We start from the raw sequence: 12,038 nt of genomic DNA, 5'->3' as shown, positions 1-12,038 counted from the left end.
ATCTGTCTAAATAAGTACAAAATTGTATCTTAATCTTTGACAGAGTACCTATGAATTTGTAGAATTGCCGCCTTAATTATGTCAGCAAATACCTTTCCGGCACAGATAGAGCCGTTTAAATGGGCTGAACAAGGCTTTACATGGTCAGGTACACTGCCATTGTCTCGCTTTGTTCGTATTTCCCGTGAAGCTGTTGGATCAATTGATGATCAATTGATCAATATAGACTGTAAGCTATCAATGGATGCGTATCATCGTATCGTATGGTTGGATGGTCATGTAGATACCAAAGTTCCAATGGAATGTCAGCGTTGTCTGGATTCTGTTGAAATTCCTCTGGTTTCTGATTTCCATTTGGCTTTAATAGATGATGAGTCACTGATAGAGCGCTTGGATGAGGATGCTGATTTCATCGTATTAGGTGAAAGTGAAGCAACAACCAAGGGAGATTATTTAACCAATACTCCTGCAACTGTTGATTTACTCGCGCTTTTAGAAGATGAATTGTTATTGTTGATGCCTTTGTCTCCTAAGCATGACGCTTGTGAACATAAGCATCAGCCAGCCGTTCAGGACATTGTTGAAGAAAAACGGGATAACCCGTTTGATGTTTTGGCAAGTTTGAAGGGTAAACTTAACTAAATTTTGTGTTATACTGTTAAGTTAAGACAACCGAATTTGTTCTGATCCATTTTTTCGATTTGTAAGGAGCCATCATGGCCGTTCAGCAAAACCGTAAAAGTCGCTCTCGCCGTGACATGCGCCGTTCACATGACGCTTTAACCGAGAATGCATTAACTGTAGACCAAACTTCAGGTGAAACTCACCGTCGTCACCACGTGACTAAAGATGGTTTCTACCGTGGTCGTCAATTATTCGCTAAAGCAGCTGATGCTGAATAATTGTTGACGCATTAGGCGTAAGCTTAGTGAAAAAATGGGAGCGAAAGCTCCCTTTTTTTGTTTTGTATATGCGTATTTTTTGTTGTATTTCGCAATTAAATAAATTTTTTTTTTCTGTAAAATTGCCGCATCGGAAACGATCAAGATTAAATAAGGGACTTTTTATATGTCTGCCAAACGACTCGAACAAGCAGCTCAAGCAACAAAAACTGCATTTTTGTTTCCAGGTCAAGGGTCACAAAAAGTAGGTATGCTTGCTGAACTTGCAGAACAGTTTAGTGGTGTACAAGAAACCTTTGCTGAAGCTTCAGATGCCATTGGTTTTGATTTATGGCACATTGCGCAAAGTGGTGAGGGTTTAGATCAAACTGAAAACACTCAACCTGTACTGTTAACAGCCAGTATTGCACTTTGGCGTGTATGGTTGGATCTTGGTGGTGTTGCACCAAAGTATCTTGCAGGTCATTCATTAGGTGAGTACAGCGCCTTGGTTGCTGCAAATGCAATGACATTGGCTGATGCAGTTAAATTGGTCAATCTACGTGGTCAGTTGATGCAATCTGCAGTACCTCAAGGGCAAGGTGCAATGGCTGCGATTCTCGGTTTGGAGGATGCAAAAGTCATTGAACTGTGTGAACAAGCCAATGTGCAAGGGCGTGGCTCAGTTGAAGCGGCAAACTATAATGCACAAGGTCAAGTTGTAATTGCAGGGGATAAGACGCTGGTTGAAGCGGTTATGGTTGCGGCAAAAGAGAATGGTGGCAAAGCGATTGCTTTACCAGTATCCGTACCATCTCATTGTTCGTTGATGAAACCTGCTGCTGAACGGTTTGCAGAAGCTTTGGAACAAACTGCCATTGAGCTTCCAAGTATTCCTGTAATACAAAATGTCAATGCTGAAATTGCCACAGATACCACACAGTTACGTCAGGCGTTAACAGCGCAATTGTACCAATCTGTACAGTGGACCAAAACTATGCAATTCATACAAGATCAAGGTATCCAGTATGTTGCAGAGTGCGGACCTGGTAATGTACTGGCAAATTTGGCAAAACGTTTACCTAATATTGAAAAAGCATTTCCACTTGATACGCAAGCACGTATGGAAGATGCACTGAATGCTATCTTAGTGGCTGAAGGGAAAATTGCATGACACAAGAACGTAAAGTTGCATTAGTGACAGGCGCAAGCAGAGGAATTGGTGCTGCCATCGCTCAACAATTAATTCAAGATGGTTATTTTGTTGTCGGTACAGCAACATCTGAAGCAGGTGCAGAAAAACTTTCTGTGACTTTTGCAGAGCAAGGTGTAGGCGCAGTACTTGATGTACGCGACGGTACAGCCATTGATGCATTGGTATCTGACATTGAACAAAAATATGGTTCAGTGATGATATTGGTCAATAACGCAGGGATTACCAAAGATAATTTATTATTGCGTATGTCTGAAGATGATTGGGACGATATTCTCAACATTCATCTCAAGGCTGTTTTCCGTTTGTCTAAACGTGTATTGAAAGGTATGACCAAAGCTCGCTTTGGACGTATTATTAATATTAGTTCTGTGGTTGCTCATTTTGCTAACCCAGGTCAAGCCAATTATTCAGCGGCAAAAGCAGGTATTGAAGCGTTTAGCCGTAGCCTTGCAAAAGAGATGGGTAGCCGTCAAATTACAGTGAACTGCATTGCTCCAGGTTTTATTGCGACTGAAATGACTGAGCAGTTAAGCGAAGACATTCGTAAAAAAATGAGTGATCAAGTTGCCTTAAACCGCTTTGGTCAACCACAAGACATTGCGGATGCTGTGAGTTTCTTGGCTTCTGACAAAGCTAGTTACATTACAGGCACAGTATTACACGTAAATGGTGGTTTATACATGGCGTAATGCGATGTATAAACTTTGAAAAAAGTAAATATTCAATTAAACTATCAGGCAATTAAAAGCCGCCACAAGCAATGAGGAGAATTCCTGTGAGCGATATCGAACAACGCATTAAACAAGCTGTTGCAGAACAATTAGGTATTAAAGCTGAAGAAATCAAAAACGAAGCATCTTTCATGGATGATTTGGGTGCGGATTCTTTAGACCTAGTAGAACTTGTTATGTCTTTCGAAAATGACTTCGACATCACTATCCCTGATGAAGATTCTAACGAAATCACGACTGTTCAATCAGCAATCGACTATGTAACTAAAAAACTTGGTTAATGTGTTGATTGTATAACACGTCGTTGTTATGCGTAAAAACCACCGTAAAGGTGGTTTTTTTATTGCTGGATATTTTTAAAGATGAAATCAAGCTTAATCACCTAAACAAAATATTTGATCATGCTGAAATAATTCTAAAATCAAAAAAATAGTGGTTACATACGGTTACTTTTCTGTCACTAATGACTACGCATTTCGCTGTGTTTTTTCGCTATAAAAATAGAGTTTATAATTTTTTATAAAAGTTCACAGTAAAAACAAGTTCCAAATAAAATATGGAGAACATAAATGGGTCTTTTTGATTTCGTAAAAGGTATCGGTAAAAAAAATACAGCGCCTGCTGAGCCACAAGCTGCACCAGCAACACCAGCAGAACCTTCTGCACAAGAAGTTGCGAACAAACTCCTTGGACTCGTGAAGAGTTTAGGTCTGTCTATTGACGGTTTATCGGTGAGTTATAATTCTCAAACAGACTTAGCTACTGTTCGTGGACAAGTACACAGCCAAGCAGATAAAGAGAAAATTGTTCTTGCGATTGGTAATGTTGATCATGTTGCTCAAGTGGATGATCAAATGACTGTTGCTACACCAGAGCCAGAAAGTAAATTCTATACGGTGAAGTCAGGTGATAATTTGTCAAAAATTTCAAAAGAATTTTATGGTGATCCAAATCAATACAATAAAATTTTTGAAGCAAACCGCCCATTACTGAAAAATGCAGATGATATTTTTCCTGGACAAGTTTTGCGTATTCCAGCTTAAGTGCTACAGATAGAATTAAAGGCACTTCTGTGCCTTTTTTTGATTTTAGACTCAGTCTGGTTTTAACGAGGAGTGTCTTGGACTTGAATAGAGAAATGGCATAAAAAAGATCACATATAAAATGTGATCTTTTGAAAGAGTAGTTAGTTTAAATAAATGACGTAGTTGCTGGTTATTTTATTTGTTCGGTTGTGGTGTAAGACGTAAATAAGGTTTAACCGCCGTATAGCCTTTTGGGAAGCGCTCTTTCAACTCCGCTTCATCTTTGAGTGAAGGCACAATGACAACATCCTCACCATCTTGCCAGTTGGCAGGTGTTGCTACTTTATAGTTGTCTGTGAGTTGTAATGAGTCAATCACCCGCAAAATTTCATGAAAATTACGTCCAGTTGACGCTGGGTAAGTAATAATGAGGCGTACTTTTTTATTGGGATCAATAATAATTAAGGAGCGAACAGTTAAAGTTTCACTGGCATTAGGATGGATAAAATCATAAAGCGTTGAAACTTTACGATCTTTGTCTGCAAGTATCGGAAAGTTCACCTGAGTATTTTGTGTTTCGTTGATGTCGTTAATCCATCCGCGGTGTGATTCAACATCATCTACTGAAAGGGCAATAGCTTTTACGCCACGTTTTTCAAATTCACTTTTTAACTTTGCAGTATAGCCAAGTTCAGTGGTACATACAGGTGTGTAGTCTGCAGGGTGCGAAAACAGAATTCCCCAGCTGTCGCCCAAATAATCATAGAAGTGAATGGGTCCCTCACTGGATTCTTGGGTGAAATCTGGTGCAATGTCACCTAATCGTAGCGTCATGATAAAAACCTCAAAATTAAAAAATCATCTGTTATTTAGCTCGTCCAAAATACTATTGCGCAGTTTTTTTATAATTAAAAATAGTGTTTTTTTATTTCTTTATGAAAAAAACAGATATGTTGGTGTGTTGATGTGAAAAAAACACAGAATTGCGCACGACCTCGCTGTAAATATCGGTTAAATTTGCTACATTAAGGCGCTTTAACTCATGCGTACCCAACTGGTCGTCAGATTTTTTTGATTGGATTTGTGCAAAACCCTTGTACTTCAAATTTCTAACACCATAATATCGTCTGAGAAAAATTTATTTCACAAGATTTAGAGAGTTTATATGTTGGCAAGTCTGATCGGAGGAATCTTCGGTACTAAAAACGAGCGCGAACTAAAACGTATGCGTAAAATTGTCGATAAGATCAATGCGCTCGAGCCGACGATATCTGCACTCAGCGATGCAGACTTATCTGCAAAAACTGAAGAATTCAAACAAAGATATAAGAATGGTGAAAGCCTAGATAAATTAATGCCAGAAGCATTTGCTGTATGTCGTGAAGCAGCAAAGCGTGTTATGGGTATGCGTCATTATGATGTGCAGCTCATTGGTGGTATTACTTTGCACGAAGGTAAAATTGCTGAGATGCGTACAGGTGAAGGTAAAACCCTGATGGGAACTTTGGCTGTTTATCTCAATGCAATAAGTGAGCAAGGCGTTCATGTGATTACGGTTAACGATTATTTGGCACAACGTGATGCTGAATTAAACCGTCCGCTTTATGAGTTCTTAGGTTTAACGGTTGGCGTGATTTATTCAATGCAATCACCAATCGAAAAAGCTGAAGCTTATCGTTCAGATATTACTTATGGTACCAATAACGAATTTGGTTTCGATTATCTTCGCGATAACATGGTTTTCTCTATGGCAGAGAAAAAGCAACGTGGTTTGGTTTATGCGATTATCGATGAGGTCGATTCGATCTTGATTGATGAAGCACGTACTCCGTTGATTATTTCTGGTCAAAGTGATGACTCATCACAATTGTATGTCGCAATCAATAGTATTCCACCTAAGCTTCATGCACAGAAAGAAGAAAAAGTTGCAGATGGTGGGCATTTCTGGATTGATGAAAAACAACGCCAAGTGGAAATGACTGAAGTCGGTTATGAAACTGTTGAAGATGAATTGATCAAAATGGGTTTGTTGGCTGAAGGCGAAAGCTTGTATTCACCATCAAATCTTAACCTTGTTCATCATGTTTCAGCAGCAATTCGCGCGCATTTCTTGTATCAACGTAATGTTCATTACATCATCCATGATGGTGAAGTGATTATTGTCGATGAAAATACAGGTCGTACCATGCCGGGACGTCGCTGGTCAGAAGGTCTACATCAAGCAGTTGAAGCAAAAGAAGGCTTAGATGTTCAACCTGAAAACCAAACTTTAGCGACAACAACATTCCAGAACTATTTCCGTTTATACAAAAAGCTTTCAGGTATGACAGGTACTGCTGATACTGAAGCTGCGGAAATGAAAGAAATTTATGGCTTGGATGTTGTACTTATTCCAACGCATCGTCCAATGATTCGTAATGACCAGAACGATTTAATTTATTTAAACCGTAATGGTAAATACAACGCGATTATTGAAGAGATTCAAAAAATCCATGAAGCTGGTGTTGCTCCAATCCTGATCGGTACTGCAACGATTGAAGCTTCTGAAATTTTATCGGATAAGCTTAAAGAAGCGGGCATTGCGCATGAAGTGCTGAATGCTAAACAGCATGAACGTGAAGCTGATATTATTGCACAAGCAGGTTCACCACGTGCTGTTACGATTGCGACAAACATGGCAGGTCGTGGTACAGATATTTTGCTTGGTGGTAACTGGAAAGCTAAATTAGCCAAAATTGAACAACCTACTGCTGAAGATGAAGCACGTCTAAAAGCAGAATGGGAACACAATAATGAAATGGTGTTGAGTTCAGGTGGTTTACATATCATCGGTTCTGAACGTCATGAATCTCGTCGTATTGATAATCAATTGCGTGGTCGTTCTGGTCGCCAAGGTGACCCTGGTGTTTCACGTTTCTTCTTGTCTTTAGAAGATGATTTGATGCGTATTTTCGCAGGTGATCGTGTTGTTGCAATGATGCGTGCAATGGGTTTACAAGAAAACGAAGCTATTGAACATAAGATGGTTTCTCGTTCGATTGAAAATGCGCAACGTAAAGTTGAAGCACGAAACTTTGATATTCGTAAAAATTTATTGAAATATGATGACGTCAATAATGAGCAACGTAAGATTATTTACTCTCAACGAGATGAGATTTTAGAAGAGAGCTCACTTCAAGATTATATTGAAGAAATGCATCGCGAAGTTGTAAAAGGTTTGATTGAGACTTATATTCCACCAGAATCCATCCATGATCAATGGGATATTGATGGTCTGGAAAATGCTTTAAAAGAAGATTTAGGGATTGATCTTCCTGTTAATCGTTGGTTGGAAGAAGACCGCCGTCTTGATGAAGAAGCTTTGGTTGAGCGTATTTCTGATGAGATTGTTGAACGTTATCGTGGTCGTCGTGAGCAAATGGGTGCTGAAACAGCAGCGACTTTAGAACGTCACTTCATGTTGGGTTCATTAGATCGTCATTGGAAGGATCATTTGGCTGCGATGGATTATCTACGTCAAGGCATTCACTTACGTGGTTATGCACAAAAGAATCCTGAGCAAGAATACAAGAAAGAAGCATTTAACTTATTCGTTAATATGTTAGGTGTAATTAAGTCAGATGTGGTGACTGATATTTCTCGTGTTCATATTCCAACACCTGAAGAGCTTGCTGAAATGGAAGCTCAACAACAAGCACAAGCAGATGCAATGCGCTTGAACTTTGCTCATGATGAAGTAGATGGTTTAAGTGGTAATGTGACCAATGATATCGTTGATGCACAATTTGCAAATGACGATGTGGTTGAGCCACCAGAAAGTCGCAATGCACCATGCCCATGTGGTTCTGGACTGAAATATAAGCAGTGCCACGGTAAAATTAATTAAACCGACTGAAAATTCAATAAAAAAGCAGAACAATTGTTCTGCTTTTTTTACAAGTTATTACGGTGAGTTAATTTTGATTGCAGGAAATATAATAAAATGGTATTAAGTTGCTCAATTGAATAGATATTCGGAAAGACAATGAAAAAACTATTACAACCTTTATTTGTTGCAACTTTAGCCCTTCCAGTATTGGCATTTGCAGATACAGCACCACAAACCACCACTGTAGAAAAAGTACAAGCAGCGACAGGTGCGGTAACAGCGCAAGCAGAAGTTAAAAACGAAACAACCACAGTGATTAGCCCACGTACAGGTATTCGTTATACTTTGGGGAATACGGGTGGACGTCCAATTATTCTCAAAACAGCAGCAATTGCGGCAGTGACACCTGCGACAGTAAATCGAGTTGTTGCATCAAATCCAGCACTTTCAGCATCTAGTCAAGAAAAAGTGAAACAAGCGTTATTGGCTGTGGATACCACAGCTCCAGCGCAACAATAACAAGCGATAGAAAGTATGAAGCCAGTAAATTTACTGGCTTTTTTATTTTATATTCAGATGAATAAACATTTCTTATAGTAAAAATAAATAAGCTTTTTAATAAGCTCGATTTTTAGCAAGAATTCTAATAAGCTGTTGTTCTTATTTAACTCATATGGACATTTAAAAATGGCTGTTGGTGACGTGTCTATGCCACATATGCATGTGGTGCAAGGTGTAAAAATTGGCTCTGCTGAGGCGTATGTCCGTTATCCTAATCGACGAGATTTAGTTATTTTTGAATTTTCAAAAGGTACCAATGTTGCTGGGGTATTTACCCAAAATGCATTTTGTGCAGCACCTGTTCATGTCTCTAAAGCGCATTTGGCACAGGCGAATCCTCGTTACCTGGTGATTAATACCGGGAATGCCAATGCGGGTACGGGAAAATTAGGTATGCAAAATGCTCAATTGACCTGCTTAAAGCTTGCTGAATTGGCGCAAGTAGAGGCTTTTGAAGTCCTGCCATTTTCTACAGGTGTTATTGGTGAACAATTACCAATTGAGCGTTTAACTCAAGGATTACAACCTGCTTTAGCAAGTTTGCGTGACGATGCATGGAGTGATGCCGCAACTGGAATCATGACCACGGATACCACACCTAAAGGCGCTTCAGAGCAATTTGAGCTGGATGGTATTACTTATACCATGACCGGCATTTCTAAAGGTGCAGGTATGATTCGTCCCAATATGGCAACCATGTTGAGTTTTGTAGCAACAGATATGCCTATTGCACGAACACTTGTACAAAAGATGCTGAAAGTTAGTGCAGACCAATCATTTAACCGTATTACGGTGGATGGTGATACATCAACCAATGATTCATGTATCTTTGCAGCAACCGGATGTGCTGGTGGTGTAGAAATCACTACAGAAGATGATGTCCGCTATACGGTAGTGCTTGAGGTTTTATCCCGTGTAATGAAGCGTTTGGCGCAACTGATCATTCGTGATGGCGAGGGAGCAACCAAATTTATTACTGTGGCAGTTGAAGGTGGTCATAATACACAAGAGTGCTGTGATATTGCATATAGTATTGCGCATTCACCACTTGTAAAAACGGCAATTTTTGCATCTGATCCAAACTGGGGACGTATCCTTGCAGCAATTGGTTATGCAGGTGTGAAAGATCTAGATGTTGAAAAAATTCAAGTTTGGTTGGATGACGTACAGATTTGTAAAGATGGTGGTGCTGCAGAAGATTATACTGAAGAAGCAGGCGCGCGTGTGATGTCACAAACTGAGATGACTATTCGTGTAGATCTTGGGCGAGGACCAGCCAAAGATACCGTCTATACCTGTGATTTATCCTATGACTATGTAAAAATTAATGCAGACTATCGCTCTTAAACATTGATATTTGAATTGAGCCTCATTCGTGAGGCTTTTTTATAACAAAACATTTTTCGAGGTGAATTTATGTGCAGTAAAAAGTACAATAAATTCACACAGGTATACCGCTAGCATGATGCCAGCGACAAGGGATGAGAAGACCTCTTATGAATGATGCGAATAATTTAATTGCCAACGAAGCAAAATCGATTGTGCAAGCGCATTTAGATCGTTTGGGTGAGCCAAAGGACAATCGTTTAAGTCCAGAGCTGAAACAACAAAAGTTTGATCAAATCAAGGCTGAACTGGAAAAGCAAAATGCCGTTTTAGTGGCGCATTATTACTGTGATCCGGAAGTGCAAGAACTTGCAGAAGCGACTGGGGGATGTGTTTCAGACTCTTTAGAAATGGCACGCTTTGGTCGAGATCATGAGGCATCCACACTGGTTGTCGCTGGTGTTAAATTTATGGGAGAAACTTCAAAGATTCTTTCCCCTGAAAAAAGAGTATTAATGCCAACACTAGAAGCGACTTGTTCACTGGATTTAGGTTGCCCAGTAGATGAGTTCACAGCATTTTGTGATGCACATCCTGAGCACACGGTTGTGGTTTATGCCAACACATCGGCAGCAGTTAAAGCGCGTGCAGATTGGGTTGTGACTTCAAGTTGTGCTGTTGAAATTATTGAGCATTTAGACAGTCTGGGTGAAAAAATTATTTGGGCACCAGATCAACATTTAGGACGCTATATTCAAAAGAAAACGGGCGCTGATATGTTGTTGTGGGATGGTGCTTGTATCGTGCATGAGGAGTTCCGTGCGCGTGGTATCGAAAAGATGAAAGCCTTGTATCCAAATGCTGCTGTTTTGGTGCATCCTGAGTCACCTGAGTCGGTGATTGATATTGCAGATGCTGTAGGCAGTACTTCACAATTAATTAAAGCAGCGCAGACACTACCGCAAGATACCTTGATTGTGGCTACAGATCGTGGCATTTTCTATAAAATGCAACAAGCTGTACCTCATAAAACATTAATTGAAGCACCAACAGCAGGTGAAGGAGCGACATGTCGTTCTTGTGCACATTGTCCTTGGATGGCAATGAATGAACTCGATGGAATCTTGGCAGTTTTACAAAATGCTGATCAAGAAATATTTGTTGATCCAGCCTTAGCAGAGCGTGCAAAATTGCCATTAGATCGTATGTTGAACTTCAGTGCGCAATTGAAACGTTAAAAATTGTATAAAAAACACCTGAAATGCTTGATTAATATACATTTGACTTGTTTTTTTAACTTTTTTTCAAGATAGGTGTTGACGTCTTGTGGCGTCACGCCTAGAATGCACACCGTACCGCACGATGTGCGATACACTAAAGCTGAGATGAACGGAGCATAGCACAGCCTGGTAGTGCACCTGGTTTGGGACCAGGGGGTCGTAGGTTCGAATCCTACTGCTCCGACCAATTCTTCAAGGCAAGGTAACGGTGATATCAGTATCATTGGTCATGCGCCTGTAGCTCAGTTGGATAGAGCATCCGCCTTCTAAGCGGATGGTCACAGGTTCGAATCCTGTCAGGCGCACCATATGTTGCTTGATATTATAGAGCCTAAAACTTAATGTGACGGTGGATGTAGCTCAGTTGGTAGAGCCCCGGATTGTGATTCCGGTTGTCGTGGGTTCGAGCCCCATCATTCACCCCAATTCCTTAAGTTTGTTGTAAATTCGGAGCATAGCACAGCCTGGTAGTGCACCTGGTTTGGGACCAGGGGGTCGTAGGTTCGAATCCTACTGCTCCGACCATTTAAGTTAAAGCTTAAATATAAATTATCCGCTTTGAAGCGGTTTTTTTATGCCTGAAATTTGTATTGCTTCAATCCATATAAAAAATGAAGACAAAAAATAGACCTCTATTGAGATCTATTTTGAATAAAAGAAAATGATTAAGGAATAATAATCACAGCTACGCGACGATTTTCAGCCTTATGCTCTTCAGTATCATTGGATTTAAGAGGTTGATCAGATCCCTTACCAATGATTTGAATATTTGCAGGATTAAATTTTTCTGCAATAAAAATATCAGAGACATTTTGAGCACGTTCTTTGGACAACTTTAAATTGTATTCAGGATTACCGACATTATCAGTATGACCTACAATTTTTAGTTTATCTAAGTGATATTTATTGAGTTGTTTCGCTAAACGAATCAACTCAACTTGATGTTCTGGCTGAATATTGGATTCATTAAAACCAAACAACAAGCGTTCAGGTAAGCCTAAGCTCCAACCTTCATCCGTCAATACGAAACCTTCTTTCTTGAGTACGCGTGCTTGCTTATAGCTTAGACCACCCAGGTTCATACAGCCTGTGAGAGCTAAGCAAACGAAAGCAAGAATAGAAAGACGTATATTTTTTGCAATCATAACAA

At 39.8% G+C, this 12,038-nt stretch carries 12 protein-coding genes and 4 tRNA genes; 14 read left to right on the top strand and 2 right to left on the bottom strand.

Annotation, left to right across the window (positions count from 1 at the left end):
- Positions 1-78: 78 nt before the first annotated feature.
- The 6 genes from I9192_RS18680 to lysM all read left to right on the top strand — a co-directional run bounded on the left by I9192_RS18680 (position 79) and on the right by lysM (position 3,871).
- On the top strand, positions 79-642 hold the full coding sequence (locus I9192_RS18680) for a YceD family protein (protein WP_005031131.1): 564 nt from the start codon (positions 79-81) through the stop codon (positions 640-642).
- A gap of 74 nt (positions 643-716) precedes the next feature.
- On the top strand, positions 717-902 hold the full coding sequence (rpmF, locus tag I9192_RS18675) for a 50S ribosomal protein L32 (protein WP_004830240.1): 186 nt from the start codon (positions 717-719) through the stop codon (positions 900-902).
- Between the two features lie 166 nt (positions 903-1,068).
- Entirely contained in the window at positions 1,069-2,055 is a 987-nt protein-coding gene (fabD, locus tag I9192_RS18670; RefSeq protein ID WP_004830238.1) for an ACP S-malonyltransferase, read from the top strand.
- A complete protein-coding gene (gene fabG / locus I9192_RS18665) occupies positions 2,052-2,786 on the top strand; it encodes a 3-oxoacyl-ACP reductase FabG (RefSeq protein ID WP_005031128.1) in 735 nt (244 codons plus the stop codon). Before fabD ends, fabG begins: the two co-directional genes overlap by 4 nt.
- An 86-nt stretch (positions 2,787-2,872) precedes the next feature.
- Positions 2,873-3,109 carry an acyl carrier protein gene (gene acpP / locus I9192_RS18660; RefSeq protein WP_004723957.1) on the top strand — a complete coding sequence of 79 codons (237 nt, stop codon included), beginning with the start codon at positions 2,873-2,875 and terminating at the stop codon, positions 3,107-3,109.
- Between the two features lie 288 nt (positions 3,110-3,397).
- Positions 3,398-3,871 (top strand): peptidoglycan-binding protein LysM, encoded by a 474-nt coding sequence (gene lysM / locus I9192_RS18655; protein ID WP_004830234.1) that lies wholly within the window; start codon positions 3,398-3,400, stop codon positions 3,869-3,871.
- Between the two features lie 177 nt (positions 3,872-4,048).
- On the opposite strand, the gene I9192_RS18650 is transcribed toward lysM, so the two are convergent.
- On the bottom strand, positions 4,049-4,687 hold the full coding sequence (locus I9192_RS18650) for a peroxiredoxin (protein WP_004830231.1): 639 nt from the start codon (positions 4,685-4,687) through the stop codon (positions 4,049-4,051).
- Positions 4,688-5,018: 331 nt separating this feature from the next.
- Between I9192_RS18650 and secA the strand changes: the two genes are divergently transcribed.
- The 8 genes from secA (at position 5,019) to I9192_RS18610 (ending at position 11,413) form a co-directional block, all read left to right on the top strand.
- The gene (gene secA, locus I9192_RS18645; RefSeq protein WP_046760118.1) at positions 5,019-7,739 is read left to right on the top strand and encodes a preprotein translocase subunit SecA; all 2,721 of its coding nucleotides are present in this window, start codon (positions 5,019-5,021) and stop codon (positions 7,737-7,739) included.
- A gap of 138 nt (positions 7,740-7,877) precedes the next feature.
- Positions 7,878-8,240: a hypothetical protein gene (locus I9192_RS18640; protein WP_004830228.1), complete on the top strand. Its 363-nt coding sequence runs from the start codon at positions 7,878-7,880 to the stop codon at positions 8,238-8,240.
- A gap of 168 nt (positions 8,241-8,408) precedes the next feature.
- Positions 8,409-9,629, top strand: coding sequence for a bifunctional glutamate N-acetyltransferase/amino-acid acetyltransferase ArgJ (gene argJ, locus I9192_RS18635; RefSeq protein ID WP_151781589.1), 1,221 nt, complete (start codon positions 8,409-8,411; stop codon positions 9,627-9,629).
- 149 nt (positions 9,630-9,778) lie between these two features.
- On the top strand, positions 9,779-10,846 hold the full coding sequence (gene nadA, locus I9192_RS18630) for a quinolinate synthase NadA (RefSeq protein WP_004830225.1): 1,068 nt from the start codon (positions 9,779-9,781) through the stop codon (positions 10,844-10,846).
- 152 nt (positions 10,847-10,998) lie between these two features.
- A tRNA-Pro gene (locus I9192_RS18625) sits at positions 10,999-11,075 on the top strand.
- 44 nt (positions 11,076-11,119) lie between these two features.
- A tRNA-Arg gene (locus I9192_RS18620) sits at positions 11,120-11,196 on the top strand.
- Between the two features lie 41 nt (positions 11,197-11,237).
- Positions 11,238-11,313 (top strand) — tRNA-His (locus I9192_RS18615).
- Between the two features lie 23 nt (positions 11,314-11,336).
- Positions 11,337-11,413, top strand: a tRNA-Pro gene (locus tag I9192_RS18610).
- A gap of 140 nt (positions 11,414-11,553) precedes the next feature.
- Here the strand turns inward: I9192_RS18610 and I9192_RS18605 are convergent.
- Entirely contained in the window at positions 11,554-12,033 is a 480-nt protein-coding gene (locus I9192_RS18605; RefSeq protein ID WP_004830223.1) for an OmpA family protein, read from the bottom strand.
- Positions 12,034-12,038 lie beyond the last annotated feature (5 nt).

Origin of the sequence: Acinetobacter bereziniae (assembly GCF_016576965.1) — a bacterium.
GTDB lineage: Bacteria > Pseudomonadota > Gammaproteobacteria > Pseudomonadales > Moraxellaceae > Acinetobacter > Acinetobacter bereziniae.
The sequence above is the reverse complement of the archived record's forward strand: the minus strand, read 5'-3'. Positions and strand labels throughout refer to the sequence as shown.

Bases quoted from the DNA above. Each gene is read 5' to 3' on its own strand.
- lysM (WP_004830234.1), top strand. From the start codon at position 3,398: ATGGGTCTTTTTGATTTCGTAAAAGGTATCGGTAAAAAAAATACAGCG.
- I9192_RS18680 (WP_005031131.1), top strand. From the start codon at position 79: ATGTCAGCAAATACCTTTCCGGCACAGATAGAGCCGTTTAAATGGGCT.
- I9192_RS18605 (WP_004830223.1), bottom strand. From the start codon at position 12,033: ATGATTGCAAAAAATATACGTCTTTCTATTCTTGCTTTCGTTTGCTTA.
- I9192_RS18640 (WP_004830228.1), top strand. From the start codon at position 7,878: ATGAAAAAACTATTACAACCTTTATTTGTTGCAACTTTAGCCCTTCCA.
- rpmF (WP_004830240.1), top strand. From the start codon at position 717: ATGGCCGTTCAGCAAAACCGTAAAAGTCGCTCTCGCCGTGACATGCGC.
- fabD (WP_004830238.1), top strand. From the start codon at position 1,069: ATGTCTGCCAAACGACTCGAACAAGCAGCTCAAGCAACAAAAACTGCA.
- secA (WP_046760118.1), top strand. From the start codon at position 5,019: ATGTTGGCAAGTCTGATCGGAGGAATCTTCGGTACTAAAAACGAGCGC.
- nadA (WP_004830225.1), top strand. From the start codon at position 9,779: ATGAATGATGCGAATAATTTAATTGCCAACGAAGCAAAATCGATTGTG.
- fabG (WP_005031128.1), top strand. From the start codon at position 2,052: ATGACACAAGAACGTAAAGTTGCATTAGTGACAGGCGCAAGCAGAGGA.
- I9192_RS18650 (WP_004830231.1), bottom strand. From the start codon at position 4,687: ATGACGCTACGATTAGGTGACATTGCACCAGATTTCACCCAAGAATCC.
- argJ (WP_151781589.1), top strand. From the start codon at position 8,409: ATGGCTGTTGGTGACGTGTCTATGCCACATATGCATGTGGTGCAAGGT.